General features: G+C 72.8%; 12 protein-coding genes. 8 read left to right on the top strand and 4 right to left on the bottom strand.

The annotated features are described in order from the left end of the window. Window positions 1-32: 32 nt before the first annotated feature. Window positions 33-1,346, bottom strand: coding sequence for a helix-turn-helix transcriptional regulator (locus tag DFP74_RS26080; RefSeq protein ID WP_121185657.1), 1,314 nt, complete (start codon window positions 1,344-1,346; stop codon window positions 33-35). 161 nt (window positions 1,347-1,507) lie between these two features. On the opposite strand from DFP74_RS26080, the gene DFP74_RS26075 reads away from it, so the two are divergent. Continuing rightward, window positions 1,508-1,927 (top strand): hypothetical protein, encoded by a 420-nt coding sequence (locus DFP74_RS26075; protein WP_370013433.1) that lies wholly within the window; start codon window positions 1,508-1,510, stop codon window positions 1,925-1,927. Window positions 1,928-2,194: 267 nt separating this feature from the next. Here DFP74_RS26075 and ppgK read toward each other — a convergent pair whose 3' ends face one another. Continuing rightward, a complete protein-coding gene (ppgK, locus tag DFP74_RS26070) occupies window positions 2,195-3,049 on the bottom strand; it encodes a polyphosphate--glucose phosphotransferase (RefSeq protein WP_121185655.1) in 855 nt (284 codons plus the stop codon). A 206-nt stretch (window positions 3,050-3,255) separates the two neighbouring features. Here ppgK and DFP74_RS26065 point away from each other — a divergent pair, with 206 nt between their 5' ends. The 6 genes from DFP74_RS26065 (at window position 3,256) to DFP74_RS26040 (ending at window position 12,261) form a co-directional block, all read left to right on the top strand. Further along, window positions 3,256-4,302 (top strand): tRNA (adenine-N1)-methyltransferase, encoded by a 1,047-nt coding sequence (locus DFP74_RS26065; protein ID WP_233571162.1) that lies wholly within the window; start codon window positions 3,256-3,258, stop codon window positions 4,300-4,302. A 306-nt stretch (window positions 4,303-4,608) separates the two neighbouring features. After that, complete coding sequence (gene arc, locus DFP74_RS26060; protein WP_121185653.1) at window positions 4,609-6,378, top strand: proteasome ATPase; 1,770 nt, start codon at window positions 4,609-4,611, stop codon at window positions 6,376-6,378. A 133-nt stretch (window positions 6,379-6,511) separates the two neighbouring features. Beyond that, on the top strand, window positions 6,512-8,542 hold the full coding sequence (locus tag DFP74_RS26055; protein ID WP_121185651.1) for a hypothetical protein: 2,031 nt from the start codon (window positions 6,512-6,514) through the stop codon (window positions 8,540-8,542). Beyond that, window positions 8,532-9,839, top strand: a complete 1,308-nt coding sequence (locus DFP74_RS26050) for a hypothetical protein (protein ID WP_121185649.1) — start codon at window positions 8,532-8,534, stop codon at window positions 9,837-9,839. The genes DFP74_RS26055 and DFP74_RS26050 overlap by 11 nt, the downstream gene beginning before the upstream one ends. A 292-nt stretch (window positions 9,840-10,131) precedes the next feature. After that, window positions 10,132-11,655 (top strand): depupylase/deamidase Dop, encoded by a 1,524-nt coding sequence (gene dop, locus DFP74_RS26045; protein WP_121185647.1) that lies wholly within the window; start codon window positions 10,132-10,134, stop codon window positions 11,653-11,655. A gap of 120 nt (window positions 11,656-11,775) precedes the next feature. Next, window positions 11,776-12,261 (top strand): hypothetical protein, encoded by a 486-nt coding sequence (locus DFP74_RS26040; RefSeq protein ID WP_121185645.1) that lies wholly within the window; start codon window positions 11,776-11,778, stop codon window positions 12,259-12,261. A 111-nt stretch (window positions 12,262-12,372) separates the two neighbouring features. Here the strand turns inward: DFP74_RS26040 and DFP74_RS26035 are convergent, their stop codons facing one another. Further along, on the bottom strand, window positions 12,373-13,053 hold the full coding sequence (locus DFP74_RS26035) for a DUF4352 domain-containing protein (RefSeq protein WP_121185643.1): 681 nt from the start codon (window positions 13,051-13,053) through the stop codon (window positions 12,373-12,375). 40 nt (window positions 13,054-13,093) lie between these two features. Continuing rightward, window positions 13,094-14,611 (bottom strand): PucR family transcriptional regulator, encoded by a 1,518-nt coding sequence (locus DFP74_RS26030; RefSeq protein WP_121185641.1) that lies wholly within the window; start codon window positions 14,609-14,611, stop codon window positions 13,094-13,096. 135 nt (window positions 14,612-14,746) lie between these two features. Between DFP74_RS26030 and DFP74_RS26025 the strand changes: the two genes are divergently transcribed. Beyond that, complete coding sequence (locus tag DFP74_RS26025; protein ID WP_121185639.1) at window positions 14,747-16,045, top strand: MFS transporter; 1,299 nt, start codon at window positions 14,747-14,749, stop codon at window positions 16,043-16,045. Window positions 16,046-16,068: the final 23 nt, after the last annotated feature.

The raw sequence follows: 16,068 nt of genomic DNA, 5'->3' as shown, positions 1-16,068 counted from the left end.
GAAACCTCCCTGGTGTTCTGCTCGCCGCGTTTCTACCCACAAGCGGACAAGCCGGTCATGACCGAGGTCAGGCGGTCGTCGAGTTCGCGGACGCAGGCGGCGTAGGGGCCGGCGTAGCGGCGCCGGAAGCCGCGTACGCGGCCGATGACGCGTTCGGAGCCGAACTCCATGCCGGTGGTGAGCGCGTCCTGGGCCAGACGGAACGCCTCGTCGACGTCTCCCGCGTCGGCGTGGGCCGAGGCGAGCTCGACCTGGAGCACGGCGGCCTGCTTGGCGTTGGCCGTGGAGGGGGCGAAGGCCTCGGCGAAGGCCTCGCGGGCGTCGTGCGGGCGCCGCAGGCGCACGTCCACGAGCGCGCGGTAGCCGGCGACCTTGGGCTCGTCGAAGGCGAAGACCCAGGGCCAGGGCGGATCGCAGTTGCCGGGTCTGGTGACCTCGCGCTCGGCTCGGCGCAGGGCCCGCGCGGCGGAGGAGCGGTCGCCGATCCCGGCGTGGGCCAGGGCGCCCACACAGGCCAACCAGGCGTTGGCGGTGGGGTGGGCGGTGCGGCCCAGCACGTGCTCGGCCTCCTGTACGAGTCCGAGGCCGAGTTCGGGGTCCTCGGCGGTGTCGGTCTCGAAGGCGGCCAGCGAGCCGAGCATGTAGACGTCGAGCAGCCGGATGCCGGTCTGGCGGGCACGGACCACGGCGGTGCGGTAGTGCATGCGGGCCGAGCCCATGTCCCCCTGGTCGGCGTGCAGCCAGGCGGCGAAGCCGGAGGCCTCACTGGCCGCGGCGCTCACGGGTGCGAGGAAGGGCGTCCCGCGCGCGTTCGCGAGCATCTGCTCGGCCAGATGCACGTGCGCCACCGCGCTGGGCAGGAGGTGGCGGGCACAGGAGGTGGCGTCCATCCGTCGCTGGCCGCCGGTGATGGAGCGCAGGGCCGGGGCGGTGGTCTCGTTGACCGCGTGCCGGGCGTGCGCGGAGGCGGTCCGCGGCGGGGTGGTCGTCATGAGGGCTCCCGCGGCGACGACCCGTCCGAAGTCGCGGCGTCTCGTGGGGTCCACCTCCTTGGGGGCGGGGGCCTCCGCCGGCGCGGTGCCGCCGAAACGGAGCAGGTGCAGGGGGATGTCGAGCCTCTGGGCGAGGTCCTGTACCTGGCTCACCGTCAGGGACTGCTGGCCGTTGACCACCCGGGAGACCCAGCTCTGCGAGTAGTCGATCGCGCGGGCGAGTTCGCCCTGGGACCATCCGCGCGCACTGCGCACGCCCTCGATGACCGTCGCCATGTCACAGGTCGCCAGGGCGGCCGCGATGCGGGGCCGCGACCACAGGTCAGGTGGAGGAACACCGTCTCGTTGGGGCATGAGCTTAGATTAGGGATTCCGGACGCCCTTGGTGGCTATGTGTCAAAAAGAAGGCGTGATGCGTGATCCGCATACGGTCGCGTTCCCGTCCCCTTAATGCGGCAGAGTTCAAGGGACGTTGGTCCCCGGTCGCACGGGAACACAGAGGGAAGGGAGGTCCGGTGACCGTTGAGACCCCACCGCTGGGCGAGCCCGGTCCGGCCGTGGCCGGGCCCGGACGCGGCGCGGACGCCGCCGAGGCGCGGCCCCCGGCGGGAACGGCCGCCGGCGGCGCCGACCGCGGGGAGCTGGTCGGCGGAGCGCTGCGCGGCCTGGTCGCCGAGCTGCGCTCACGAGGCGTGGAGGTACGCGAGGACCGGATGTCGGGTGTGGTCGACGCCGGACCGAGCAGCCGGCCGCAGCGCGCGCTCCTACGGCCGCACCGCGGCGGCCTGTGGTGGTGGATGCGCTGGCCGCTCCAGGACGGGGTGCCCGCCCCACTGGCGGGGGTCCCGCTGTCCCCGGTGACCCGGACGGGGGACGCCGCGCGGCGGATCGCCGGGGCGCTCTCCTCCTGTGACGGCGCGTCCGACGCGGCGTGACCGTCCCCGACCTCTCCGTGCGCCGTGGGCGGTGACGACCGCCGACGCTTCCGTGAACCCGAGCCGTCGCGCTCATCCCGAACGGGCGTGTGCTGTGAACGCGCCCAGTCGACGGGCGGGGCCTGGGCCTTCCCCGAAACCCAGTCTCCCTCTGCACGGGGCCGTGCCCGGTCCCGCCCGTCCTCTCGCCCCCCGGCGGCCCGAGCGGCACCACGACCCCCGGTGCCCCTCGGGCCGCGCCTTCGCTCCCGCCCCCGCGTGCGGGGGTCAGGCGAGGTCGTCCACGATCTCCGCCGGGGTCGCGGTCGCCTCCCGCGCGGGGCCGGCGTCCGTGTCCTGAGCCGCGTCGAGGGCGGCGTCCTGGTCGGCGTCCTGGGCCGCGGCCAGAGCGGCGCCGACGATCCCCGCGGAGTTGCGCAGCGACGCGGCCACGATGGGCGTGCGGATGTCCACGTGGGGGAGGAACTTGTCGGCCTTGCGGCTCACCCCGCCGCCGACGACGATCAGGTCCGGCCACACCAGGTCCTCCAGGACCCGGTAGTAGCGGTGCAGGCGCTCGGTCGCCCAGGTGTGGTACGAGAGGTCCTCACGCTCCTTGGCACCCGAGGAGGCGCGGGTCTCGGCGTCGTGGCCGTCGATCTCCAGGTGGCCGAACTCGGTGTTGGGCACCAGGCGCCCGTCCACGACCAGGGCCGTGCCGATCCCGGTGCCCAGCGTCGTCATCAGCACGACGCCGCGCACCCCCTTGGCCGCGCCGTAGCGGGCCTCGGCCAGGGCCGCGGCGTCGGCGTCGTTGAGCACGCGCACCTTCCGCCCGGTGGCCCGCGCGAACAGGGCCCGGGCGTCGGTGCCCACCCAGTGTCCGTGCAGGTTGGCGGCGGTGTGCACGATGCCGTTCTGGACCACGCCGGGGAAGGTGACACCCAGGGGCGTGCCCTCGGCGACGGGGAAGTGCTCCGCGATGCGGGCCACGATCTCGGCCACGGCCGCGGGGGTGGCGTGCTCGGGCGTGAGGATCTTCAGGCGCTCCTGGAGGAACTCGCCGGCGGCGAGGTCGACCGGGGCACCCTTGATACCGCTGCCGCCGATGTCGATTCCCAGCCCCGTGGTCAGCTGTGACATGGGTCGTCGTCTCCCGTTGGTCCTCGTGTGCCGAAGGGGCGCCGAGCGCCCCACGCAACCCGATCCTGCCCTGGTGCGCCGACTTTCGCACGTGTTCGGGGCGGGGAGCGGCCGTGGCGGGCGCGGACCGGTCCGCCGAGTGGTGGCGGACCGATACGCTGGGCGGTCGGCCCGACCAATTGCGACGTGGGAAGACGAGAGCGACGTTGACCGGTATCCATGGGCGCCGCGGCCCTTTCACCGACGGCGACACCGTGCAGTTGACCGACCCCAAGGGTCGCATGCACACCATCACGCTGAGCGAGGGCGGTACGTTCCACTCGCACAAGGGCAAGGTCGACCACGCCGACCTGATCGGTCAGCCCGACGGGAGCGTGGTGCGCTCCAACACCGGCACCGCCTACGTGGCGCTGCGCCCGCTGCTGATCGACTACACGTTGTCGATGAAGCGCGGCGCGACCATCGTCTACCCCAAGGACGCCGCCCAGGTGCTCGTCGAGGCGGACATCTTCCCGGGCGCGCGGGTGGTGGAGGCCGGCGCCGGTTCGGGGGCGATGTCCAACTGGCTGCTGCGCGCGGTCGGTGAGCAGGGCATGGTGCACTCCTACGAGCGCCGCGCCGACTTCGCCGAGATCGCCCGTAAGAACGTCGAGCGGTTCCACGGCGGCCCGCACCCGGCGTGGAAGCTCACCGTCGGCGATCTGGTGGAGTCCCTGGACGAGACCGACGTCGACCGTGTCTTCCTGGACATGCTCGCGCCCTGGGAGTGCCTGGACGCCGTCGCCGGGGCCCTGATCCCGGGCGGCCTGGTGTGCGTCTACGTCGCCACCACCACCCAGCTCTCGCGCGTGGTGGAGGAACTGCGCGAGGACCCGCGCTTCTACGAGCCCCGCTCGTGGGAGACGATGCTGCGCACCTGGCACGTGGAGGGTCTGGCGGTGCGTCCCGACCACCGGATGATCGGGCACACCGGGTTCCTCGTGGTCGCCCGGCGCCTGGCGGACGGGGCGGAGGCGCCCGAGCGCCGCCGCCGCCCGGCCAAGGGCGCCTACGGCAAGGACTTCACCCCCGCGCGCGAGCGGGACGGCCGCGCCGCCGAGACGGCAGCGTCACCGGCGCCGGTGGCGGAGTCCGAGACGGCCGCGGTGGCGGAGCCGGAGCAGGCCGAGCCGGAGCGGGCCGCACCCGCCGAGTCGTCGGCGCCGACGGAGCCGACCACGCCCACGGCGGAGTCGAGCGAGGACGCCGAGTAGTCGCCGGTCGGCCGCTGGGCCGTCGGCGGGACCGTGAAAGCCCGCCCGGGCACTGCCCGGGCGGGCTTCGCCATGTGCCCGCCTGCCCGGCGACGTGCGCCGAAGCGGTGCGCCGCCCGTCGCGCCGGGCTTGCCCGGAACCCGGCACGGAGGTTACTTTCTCATTACGTCGGGTCATCCGGTACCACTGTGACCTGGTCAGATGCAAGACCTCCAAATGAGGGTTAGGACACTCCTCACCACTGGGAGGTTAGGAATTGGGCGGGGGTAGGTAGGCTCCCGAGTAGTCGTCCTTCTCATAGGGAGGTGGCGGACGTGGCAGAGCGCGACGACGAGCGTCAGAGCGACCAGGACCGTGAAGTCGCTGAACTCACGGCACAGGTCTCTTACATGGAAAAGGAACTCAGCGTGGTTCGGCGTAAGCTCGCCGATTCGCCCCGACATGTACGCCTACTGGAAGAGCGGTTGAGGGAGGCCCAGGCCAACCTCGCCGCCACCAACGGACAGAACGAGCGGCTCGTCTCCACGCTCAAGGAGGCGCGCGAGCAGATCGTGGCACTGAAGGAGGAGGTCGACCGGCTGGCGCAGCCGCCGTCCGGCTTCGGCGTCTATCTCGGGTCCCGTGAGGACGAGACCGTCGAGATCTTCACCAACGGCCGCAAGATGCGGGTGAACGTCAGCCCCTCCGTGGACTTGGACGCCCTGCGTCCCGGTCAGGAGGTCATGCTCAACGAGGCCTTCAACGTCGTCGAGGTGGAGTCGTTCGAGACCGTCGGCGAGGTCGTCATGCTCAAGGAGATCCTTGAGGACGGCGAGCGCGCGCTGGTGATCTCCCACCATGACGAGGAACGCATCGTGCGCCTGGCCGAACCGCTGCGGGACGAACCGGTCCGACCGGGCGACTCGCTGCTGTTGGAGCCGCGTTCGGGTTACGTCTACGAGCGCATTCCCAAGTCCGAGGTCGAGGAGCTCATCCTCGAAGAGGTGCCCGACATCGCCTACACCGACATCGGTGGCCTGTCGGGGCAGATCGAGATGATCCGCGACGCGGTCGAACTGCCCTACCTCTACAAGGAGTTGTTCTACGAGCACCAGCTGCGCCCGCCGAAGGGCGTGCTGCTGTACGGACCCCCCGGGTGCGGTAAGACGCTCATCGCCAAGGCGGTGGCCAACTCCCTGGCCAAGCAGGTGGCCGAGCGGACCGGCCGCGACGTGGGCAAGAGCTTCTTCCTCAACATCAAGGGTCCGGAGCTGCTCAACAAGTACGTGGGCGAGACCGAGCGGCACATCCGCCTGGTCTTCCAACGGGCGAGGGAGAAGGCCTCCGAGGGCACTCCCGTCATCGTGTTCTTCGACGAGATGGACTCGATCTTCCGCACCCGTGGCTCGGGGGTGTCCTCCGACGTGGAGAACACGATCGTGCCGCAGCTGCTCAGCGAGATCGACGGTGTCGAAGGGCTGGAGAACGTCATCGTCATCGGCGCCTCCAACCGCGAGGACATGATCGACCCGGCGATCCTGCGGCCGGGCCGACTGGACGTCAAGATCAAGATCGAGCGGCCCGACGCGGAGGCGGCCCGCGACATCTTCGGCAAGTACATCACTCCGGACCTGCCGCTGCACGAGGAGGACATGGCCGAGCACGGCGGGTCCGCCAAGGCCACCGTCGACGCCATGATCCAGCGGGTCGTGGAACGGATGTACACCGAGGGCGAGGAGAACCGGTTCCTGGAGGTGACCTACGCCAACGGGGACAAGGAGGTCCTGTACTTCAAGGACTTCAACTCCGGCGCGATGATCGAGAACATCGTCTCGCGGGCGAAGAAGATGGCCATCAAGGACTTCATCGACGCCCAGGCCAAGGGCATCCGGGTCTCGCACCTGCTGCAGGCCTGCGTCGACGAGTTCAGTGAGAACGAGGACCTGCCCAACACCACCAACCCGGACGACTGGGCACGCATCTCCGGTAAGAAGGGCGAGCGCATCGTCTACATCCGGACCCTGGTGACCGGCAAGAAGGGCGCCGACGCCGGGCGCAGCATCGACACCGTCGCCAACACGGGACAGTACCTGTAACAGCGCGGCAGCAGGGGCCCGCCGGATTCTTCCGGCGGGCCCCTGGCGTGTCGCGGGCCGTCCGCGCGAGCCGGGCGGCCGGTCCGGTGCACCCGCAGGCCAGGGCCGGGGCAAGGCGGCGTAAATTGGGCGGATGCACTCTCCATCCCGGTCGTTGCGCCGTGCGCTGGTGTTCCTGGCGGCGCCGCTGCTGCTCGCGCTCGTGGGACCGGCCGCCCTCCTCCCGGTCCTTCCCGCCCACGCCGACACCGCTCCGCCCGAGGAGCCGACGAGCGTGGCCGCGCACTACACCGGTCTGTTGGAGGAGCGGCCCGAGGGTGCGGCGGTGGTGGTCGAGGACACGCTCCTCGGCGACTACGACGCGGATGAGCTGGAGCGGAGCCTGCACGAGGCGTTCGGCCGACTGGGCGTGGACTACTACGTCGTGGCCAGAGCCGCCGTCGACGACGTGGCCTCGGACGCCGAACTCCTGCCCGCCCTGCAGGACCGGGTGGGCGAGCCGGGACTGTACGTGCTGCTCCAACCCGGGGAGTCCCGGGTCCAGGCGCTGGGCCGGGGAGTCGACCTGCCGCTGAGGGAGGCCGGCCAGGTGGTCTCCCTCGAGCGGCTGATGACCTACCACACGCCGCTGGACACCAAGGCCGACGTCTTCGTGGACACCCTCACCGCCCCCGACCTGCACGAGCGGGCCCAGCCGCGGTGGTACTCGCGCATCCCGGCCGCCTGGTACGCGGAGCAGTACGTCCAGGATCTGAAGCTGAACACCAGCAGCGGCCCGGGCGTCCTGGGGGAGGCCGCCGCGGCCGTCGCCGGGATGGCGGCGACGCTGTGGGCGGTGCTGTCCGCGGTCCGCCACGGTCGGCGCGCACGGGCGACCGAGGCGGGATACCAGGGACGGCCGCCCGGGGACCGCGCGCTGACCGTGGGGCGCTTCCTCGCCCCGGTCGTGGGAGTCCTCGCCCTGGTCGCCGCTCTGGTCCACGTCCACACCGCGACGCTGCCCGAGGACGAACGGCGGGAAACGCCGGACCAGCGCGTCCTGGCCCCCTACGTCCACGACACCTCCCGGGTCGAGCGCGTGGCCGCGGGGTTGGCGCAGGACCCCCTGTACGTGGATCCCCGGGTGGGGGCGGGAGTGGGCGACCTGACCGGGATCGCCGAGCGCCTGTCCGGTTCCGACCTGCCGGTGTACACCGCGGTCGTGCCCATGTCCCGCCACGACGAGTCCGGCGGCGACCTGGAGATCTTCGCGCACGCGCTCCACCACGTCATGGACGAGGACGGCGCCTTCGTCGTCGTGGACGACGCGGACGGGTCCGACCCCGCACTGGAGGCGGTCCTGTTCGGCCACACCCTCGGCGAGGCGGTCGTGGACCCCCTGACGGACGTGACCGGCTACCGGTTCGACCTCACGACCCGGCAGGCGGTGGAGGACCTGCTGGACGTGGTGGACCAGGCGTCGCCCGCCCCGGGCCAGGAGCCGCCCCCGCCGGCCGAGGTCGAGTACAGGACGGAGCCGGCCCCCGAGCCCTCCCGGCTGTCCGCGTTCCTGTCCGGCGACTGGAGCATGGCCCTGTTCGTGACCGGCCCCCTGTCGGCCCTGGCGCTCCTGGGGCTGGTCTGGGCGGTGCTCGGCGTCCGCGGGAGGATGGACACCATCCCCGGGCGCTCCCTGCGCCCGCGCGCCGACCGGGCGGTGCGCCGCGCGGCCAGGGCACTGGAAGCGGCGCCGGCCGACCACGCCGGCCTGGACCGGTCCCTGCGGGAGACCGACACCGCACTGGCCGTGCTGCGCGGGGCGCCGGACGAACTCGACCTGGTCGGGGTCGTGGTGCTGTCGGACCGGGTGGTGCGCCGGCTCGACCCCGATCCCGACACCGCGGCCACGGCCGACCTGCCGGTCTGCATGGTCAACCCCCTGCACGGCCCGGCCGCTCCGCAAGGGCGCGGGCGCGGGCAGCGGCCTCGGGAGCGGCAGGCCCGATGCGCCTCCTGCGCCCTGCTCTCGGACCGGGCGCGTGATCGCCGGGTCCTCATGGTCGCCGCTCCCTCGGGCGGGCGGCGACCGCACCTGGAACTGGCGCGGCTGTGGGTCACCAGCGGCTACGGGACCAGCGGCCGACTCGACACCGAAGACCTGATGGGGGAGTCCCGTGTCCACTGAGCGCACACGCACCCGATTCCGGCCGGCCGTGGCCGCGCTGGCACTGGCCGCGGCCCTGGTGCCCGTGGCGCCGGCGGCGGGCCTGGCCGACACCGCGCCGGAGGAGGCGAGCGCGACCGAACGGGTCGTGGCCGGGCTGGAGGAGTCGCCGGTCCTGGTCGACCCCTCCTTCGCCGGCGCCCTCCCCGACGACCTCGTCCAGGACCTGGACGAGCGGATCGACGCGTCCGGAGTGCCGCTGCGCGTCCTCGCCGTCCCGCTGATCGAGGGCGGCGACTGGAACGGCGACGCGGACGTGATGGCGGCGGCCGTGCACGACAGGATCGGCGGCGACGGCCACTACCTGGTCCTGGACGGGGGCAGGCTGTCCGGGCACGACTTCACCGCCCAGGACGGCGGCGCCGCCGGCCCCGCCTTCTACGGCGCCACGACGGTCTCCCGCGAGATGGCCTACGACGCGCCGGCCGCCGCCCAGGTGGAGCGCGCGGTGGAGGTCGCCCTGTCGGAGGACCCCGAGGCGGTGTACTCCGCCGCCGAGGACCAGCGGGAGCGGGGCTTCCTCGACTGGTACTACTCGCTCGGGTGGGGCGCGGCCGCGCTGTCGATGCTGCTGCCCTGGATCCTGGCCGCCCTGGCCCTGTTCGGGCTCGGCGTGGGCGTGTACCGCTGGCGCCGCCCCCGACAGGTCCCCTCGCTGCCCCAGCACGCGGCCTTCGACAACGCCGACCGGGCCCGCCGGGACGACCTGTACGACCGGGCCGGCCGGGAGGTGGTGGAGCTCGGCGAACGGTTGAGCGGCGCCTCGCCGACCGCCGGGGAGGACGAGGCTGTCGAGGCGCTGCAGCAGGCGCTGGACGCCCACGCGGCGGCCCGCAGGGTCTACGACGCCCTGTCCGCGGACGCGGACCTGGTCGACGTCGTGGGGGTGCTGGTGCTGTTGGACATGGCCGAGGACCACCTGGAACGGGCCACCCGCCCGGCCGGGCGCAGGCGTTCGGCGCCGCTGCGCTCGCACTGCTACGCCAACCCCCTGCACGGGACGGTCACCAAGGTGACGCGGTGGCGCGAGTTCGGCGGGACCCGGGACATCTCGGTGCCGCTGTGCGCTCAGTGCGCCAGGTCCGTGCGCGACCGGCGGCGCCCCACGGTCCTGTCGGCGCCCCACCGCGGCCGCGAGGTCCCCTACTTCGAGGTTCCGGCGGACGAGAGCGTGTGGGCGGCCACCGGTTTCGGGGCGCTTCGCGACGACCTCGTCGAGCGGGTTCTGCGCGGGGACCACGCCCGACGCGAACGGTAACGGCACGGCCGGTCCGCGACGTTTTCGGATCCGGCCGTTCGGCGGTCCGGACTTCGTTCACGGTGCACGCGGAACATCGACTCCATATGCCGAAAGAGCGGCTTCCACCTGTGGGAACACCGCCTGAGGCCGCTATTGGAAGAACTGAGGCCGCGGCCCCGTGTTGAGGGCGGCGGTCCTCTTTCGCGCGGCGATGGTGGGAGACGGGTGGGAAACGCCCGGGACGACGGCACTTGGGCCACAATCGGCGCTGAGGCGTTCAAGAACGGCCCATGGCGGATAACCTCTCATCATGAGTGTGCGGCGGATTATGGGTATCGAGACCGAATACGGGATCTCCGTTCCAGGGAACCCCGGAGCCAACGCGATGGTCACCTCCACCCAGGTGGTGAACGCCTACCTGGCGGCGTCCGCCGCCCGGGCCCGGCGCGCCCGGTGGGACTTCGAGGAGGAGAACCCGTTGCGCGACGCGCGCGGGTTCGATCTGGCACGTGAGGTCGCCGACCCCACGCAGCTCACCGACGAGGACCTGGGGCTGGCCAACGTCATCCTCACCAACGGCGCGCGGTTGTACGTGGACCACGCCCACCCGGAGTACTCGGCGCCCGAGGTCACCAACCCCATGGACGCGGTCCTGTGGGACAAGGCCGGGGAGCGGGTGATGGCCGACGCGGCGGCGCGCGCGAGCGCGACGCCGGGCATCGAGCCGATCCAGCTGTACAAGAACAACACGGACAACAAGGGCGCCTCCTACGGGTGCCACGAGAACTACCTGATGAGCCGGTCGACGCCGTTCGGCGACATCGTGCGGCACCTGATCCCCTTCTTCGTCTCGCGGCAGGTCGTGTGCGGGGCCGGCAAGGTCGGTATCGGCGCGGACGGCCAGGGGTCGGGTTTCCAGATCTCCCAGCGCGCGGACTTCTTCGAGGTCGAGGTGGGTCTGGAGACCACCCTCAAGCGCCCCATCATCAACACGCGCGACGAGCCCCACGCCGACCCGGACCGGTACCGCCGGCTGCACGTGATCATCGGCGACGCCAACATGAGCGAGCTGTCGACGTACCTGAAGCTGGGCAGCACGGCCCTGGTGCTGTCGATGATCGAGGACGGGTTCCTCAGCGTGGACCTGTCGCTGGAGACCCCGGTGGCGGACCTGCGGGCCGTCTCGCACGACCCCGGCCTGACCCACCGGGTCCGGCTGCGCGACGGGCGCCGGATGACGGCGCTGGAGCTGCAGGGCGAGTACCTGGACCAGGCGCGCAAGTACGTCGAGGACAAGTTCGGTACCGACGTGGACCCCGACACCGCCGACGTCCTGGACCGCTGGGAGTCGGTCCTGAGCCGGCTGGGGTCGGACCCGATGAGCCTGTCCGGGGAGCTGGACTGGGTGACCAAGCTCAAGGTGCTGGAGGGCTACCGCTCGCGCGACTCGCTGGACTGGTCGCACCCGCGCCTGCAGCTGGTGGACCTGCAGTACTCCGACGTGCGGGCGGACAAGGGGATCTACAACCGGATGGCCGCGCGCGGGCGCATGACGCGCCTGCTGGAGGAGAACCAGGTCCAGCGGGCGGTCACCGAGCCGCCGGAGGACACCCGGGCCTACTTCCGCGGCCGCTGCCTGGCCAAGTACGCCGACGAGGTCGCCGCGGCGTCCTGGGACTCGGTGATCTTCGACCTGCCCGGCTACGACTCGCTGCAGCGGGTCCCCACCCTGGAGCCCACCCGGGGCACCAAGGAGCACGTGGGCGCCCTACTGGACAACTCGCCGACCGCCGCCGACCTGGTCGCGGTGCTCACGGGGACCGGCCGGGAGTAGCGGCAGGATTGCCCGCCGCGGGAGCCGGAGGCGTCGGGACGGTGGTGGTGGGCGGCAGGGGTGGGCAAGGTGAGTGCCGGTACTCAGGCGGTGCGGGCGGCGGCCCGCGACGATGGCCCTATGAACGACACCACCTCCCTTCGCCCCTCCTCCGCTTTCTCGCCCGTCAACGCCCTCTGGGGCGCGGTCCTGCTGGCCGGATCCGCCGCCACGTCCTGGTGGCTGGTGCACACCCCGGCCGAGGAGCAGGCCCGGGCCGGCGGCTTTGCCCTGGACGAGGCCGACTACGCGATCGAGCCCCTGCCGCTGCCCGGCTGGGCGGAGGCCGTGATCGGTCCCCTCGGCCTGGTCCTGGCGCTGGTGGCGGCCGTGCTGCTGGTGCGGTCCGTGGCCGGGGGCCGACTCGGCGGCTCGTGGGGGCTGGCGATCGGCTGCCTGGTGCCGATCGCGCTGATGGCGGGGGCGTGGTGGGCGATCGCGACGGCGCCGGTCATCGGGGCCAACATCGGCGCGGGGCTGGCCCAGATCGTGTCCGTGCCCGCGGGGCTGCTGTGCCTGGCCGCGGCGCTCGCCTGCGCGGTCATGGGCGGGCGGCGCCGGCGCTGAGGCGGGGGCGCCCGCGCCCGCTACCTCACCGAGCTCAGGGTGGCGCACCGGCTGACGGGGGCCGACGGGCCCGGAGCGCCCGCGTAGCGCGCTCCGGCAGGGGTGCGCGGGTCACCGGTCGGGTTCGAGGAGCCCTTCGCCGGAGACCAGGACCTCGGCGAACTCCGTCCCGGTGGGCGCGGTGAACAGGACGTAGGACGTCACGGAGGTGCCCGGTTCGATGTCGTTCCAGAAGTAGTCCCAGGCCACGGTGAACTCCGCGTCGGGGTCGTTGTGCAGGATGCGGCCCTCGGTGGTCGTCCCGGTGGTCCCCGCGGTGTCGAAGGTCGTCGGAGCGTTGCCCTCGTTGGTCACGGTGAGTCGGAAGATGTGGAACTCCATGCCCTCGGGTGCGTCGTCCTCGAACGCGAACCCGTCGGTGATGTGGGTGTCGGTGTAGCACCGCTCCACGTCGAGCCGCAGAGTGCCCACGCGGGTGCTCGCGCCGGTGTAGGCCTCCGGCGGCACCGACTCGGGGACCGCCTCGGCGGTGTCGCTCGCGGTGGGCGGATCGGTGGCGGGCGGACGGGAGGGCGAGGGCTCCTCCTGTTCCGAGGGCCCCTCCTGTTCCGGGGGCCGTTCGGGCTCCTGGACCGCCACCTGGGACGGCCGTGTCCACAGGGGCGAGAGGGTGAAGGCCAGCGCGGTGCCCGCGGCCGCGGCCAGGAGCACGGCCAGTGTCGCCGCCAGGACGAAGGTGAGCCGGCGGCGCGGACTTCTCGGGGGCGGTCGGCCCTGGGTCCGAGGTTCCATACCCCTGTGACACGAGTCACCGTGCGAATGTTCCCGGGGGTCAGGTGTGCCAGCTCCGGCCCTGGCAGGGCATGGGGGTCAGGCTCAGCGCCGTCCACAGCTCCAGGCGGGTGCGCGGGGCGTCCAGGGAGCGGCCCAGGACGCGTTCGGCCGTGCGGAGCCGGGACCGCAGTGTGTTGCGGTGCACCCCCAGGTCACGGGCGGCGGCCTCGACCTGTGCCCCGTGGTCGAGGTAGTGCAGCAGCACGTGCGCGAGGTCGGTGCCGTGGCGGTTGTCATGCTCGCGCAGGGGTCCCAGCACGGAGTCGGTGAAGGCCCGTGCCCCCTCCGGCGGGACCGCGGAGCGCAACAGGCCCCACGCGTCGGACTCGTCGCAGTGGCTGTACCCCTCCGAGGCCGCCTGACGGGCGCGGGACAGCGCCGAGGGCAGGTCGGCGACCGCGCGTGCTCCACAGGCGCCCGCGCCCCGGGGTCCGTTCGGCGCCTGCGCGAGCGCGCGCAGCAGGCGTCCTCCCGCGTGTGGTCCCCCTCCGGCGGGCAGGACGGCCACGACCGCGTCGGCCAGCGCGCACAACCCCGCGCGTTCGGCCGCGTCGGTGGCGCCGAGCACGTCGGACAGGGCGTCGGCGGCCTCGTCCACCAGGGCCCGGGGGTCCTCGCACGGCAGGCACACCACCTCCCAGGGAGGGTCGGGCAGGGTGAGCGGCGGCGCGGCGCGGCCGGCGACCGCCGCGGCCAGGTGGGGCGCGCGCTGGCGGTGCAGGGCGCGCCGGGTGTCGCGTGAGTGCAGCAGGTCCACCGCGAGCAGGGACGCGGCGTGGTTGGCGAGCATCCTGGTGTGCGGGGTGACCTCGAAGTCGCAGGACAGGGCCAGCCAGCCCAGGGTCCGCCCGGCCGGTCCCAGCGTCTGGAGCAGGACCGTCGCCCCCTCGTGGTCGAGTACCGCCATCCCCCGCGGATGGCGGGCGGCGCCGGCCACCGTGGTGCGCACGAGCCGGTGCCAGGGCTGCTCGGCGGCCGGGGAGGCGGCGCTGGTCACGCCGGTGCGGTCCAGCAGCAGTGACCGGCCCCCGGTCGAGGCGGCGAGGGTGGTCACGACCCCGGTCGGGCCCGAGCGCAGGGCGGCGCGGGCCATGGCGTCCTGCGCGCTGAGCACACGGCTCTGGGCCCTGCCGCGCTCGGCGGCGTGGTGGGCCGCCACGGCCTCGACCACGGCGATGAAGGGGGTCTCGCCCTCCACGCTGAGGACGGGCAGGCCCAGGCTGTCGCCCTCGGCGACCACGGCGGGCGGGACCGTGTCGCGGGGGTCGTCCAGGGCCACGCCCAGGCCGACGCATCCGGCGTCGTGCAGGCGGCGGACGTAGGCGCGCTGGTCGGCGGCGGTGTCGCCGAGGCCGATCCCCGCGGTCAGGACGAGTTCGCCGCCCCGGAGCCAGTGCACCGGGTCGTGCAGTTCGGTCACGTGCGCCCAGCGGATCGGCCGGTCGAGTCCGCTGCGGCCCGCCACCGCGCGGACCTCCAGGTCCGGTGCGCCGGTGATGTCGCGAAGGGTGATCACGGCGGCCTCCCCACCTTGTGCACTGTGCACATCGATCACAGGGTGCCATGTGCGGTCCGGCCCTGCACGCGGCACCGGGCGGTGGCTACCGTCTCACCATCACAGCCGTGGCCGGGAGCCACGAACGGAGGACCCATGACCCACCGCACATCCCTCACGTCCGCGCACCCCGCGCGGGCGGCGACGGCGGCCTTCGTCGGTACGACCATCGAATGGTTCGACTTCTACATCTACGCCACCGCCGCGAGCCTGGTGTTCGCGACGGTGTTCTTCCCCGCGGGCGTCGACCCCGCGGTCGGCCTGATGGCGTCGTTCGCGACCTTCTCGGTCGGCTTCTTCGCCCGACCGCTCGGCGGCATCGTCTTCGGGCACTTCGGCGACCGGCTGGGCCGCAGGTCGGCCCTGGTCGTCACGCTGCTCATGATGGGCACGGCCACGTTCTGCGTCGGACTGCTGCCCACCTACGAACAGATCGGCTTCGTCGCCCCGCTGCTCCTGGTCGTCCTGCGCTTCGTGCAGGGCATCGCCGTGGGCGGCGAGTGGGGCGGCGCCGTGCTGATGGCCGTGGAGCACGCGCCGGAGAGGCACAAGACCTTCTACGGCTCCTTCGCCCAGCTCGGGAACCCCGCGGGCGCCCTGCTCGCGACCGGCTCCTTCGGGCTCATCACCGCCTGGGACGCCGAACTGCTCTACACCTGGGGCTGGCGCCTGCCGTTCCTGGCCTCGATCGTCCTGGTGCTGGTGGGCCTGCTCATCCGTCTGAAGGTGGAGGAGTCACCGGTCTTCGCCGCCGCCCAGGAGGGGCCCGGCGAGCCCGCGGGCCTGCCCGTGCGCGAGGCGGTGCGCACCTCGTGGCGTTCGCTGCTGCTGGGGATCGGCGTCCTGCCGGTCGCGGTGGGCGGCTACTACATCGTGACCACGTTCCTCCAGGCCTACGGGGTCACCGAGGTCGGCATCAGTGAGCAGGTCATCCTCAACGGCCTGACCCTGGCCGCGTTCGTGGAGCTGGTCGCCACCCTGGGGGTGTCGTGGCTGGGCGACCGCTTCGGCACCGTGCGCGTGGTCACCGTGGGACTGGTGGCCGTGGCCGTGCTGGCGTTGCCGCAGTTCCTGGTCATGTCGACGGGCAGCACCGCGCTGATCCTGCTCATGCTGTGCGTGATGCGCCTGGCGATGGCCACCGTCTACGGGCCGATCGCCCGCGTGCTCGCCCAGATGTACCCGCCGCGGGTGCGCTACACGGCGATCTCCATCGCCTACCAGGTCGCCGGCGCCCTGTTCGGCGGGCTCTCGCCGCTGGTCTGCACGGCGCTGTTCGCCGCGACCGGCAGCATCCTGCCCGTCGTCGGGCTCCTGGTGGCCATGGCGCTGGTGAGCATCGTGTGCCTGCGCAGGGCACCGCGCCACCGCGACGCCGACCTGCTCGCCGCCTGAGACCTTTCCCCGACCGCCGGACA

Origin of the sequence: Nocardiopsis sp. Huas11 (assembly GCF_003634495.1) — a bacterium.
In the GTDB taxonomy this organism is placed as follows: domain Bacteria; phylum Actinomycetota; class Actinomycetes; order Streptosporangiales; family Streptosporangiaceae; genus Nocardiopsis.
The sequence above is the reverse complement of the archived record's forward strand: the minus strand, read 5'-3'. Positions and strand labels throughout refer to the sequence as shown.

Bases quoted from the DNA above. Each gene is read 5' to 3' on its own strand.
- DFP74_RS26080 (WP_121185657.1), bottom strand. From the start codon at position 1,346: ATGCCCCAACGAGACGGTGTTCCTCCACCTGACCTGTGGTCGCGGCCC.
- ppgK (WP_121185655.1), bottom strand. From the start codon at position 3,049: ATGTCACAGCTGACCACGGGGCTGGGAATCGACATCGGCGGCAGCGGT.
- DFP74_RS26055 (WP_121185651.1), top strand. From the start codon at position 6,512: ATGCACTCTCCATCCCGGTCGTTGCGCCGTGCGCTGGTGTTCCTGGCG.
- dop (WP_121185647.1), top strand. From the start codon at position 10,132: ATGAGTGTGCGGCGGATTATGGGTATCGAGACCGAATACGGGATCTCC.
- DFP74_RS26040 (WP_121185645.1), top strand. From the start codon at position 11,776: ATGAACGACACCACCTCCCTTCGCCCCTCCTCCGCTTTCTCGCCCGTC.
- DFP74_RS26035 (WP_121185643.1), bottom strand. From the start codon at position 13,053: ATGGAACCTCGGACCCAGGGCCGACCGCCCCCGAGAAGTCCGCGCCGC.
- DFP74_RS26025 (WP_121185639.1), top strand. From the start codon at position 14,747: ATGACCCACCGCACATCCCTCACGTCCGCGCACCCCGCGCGGGCGGCG.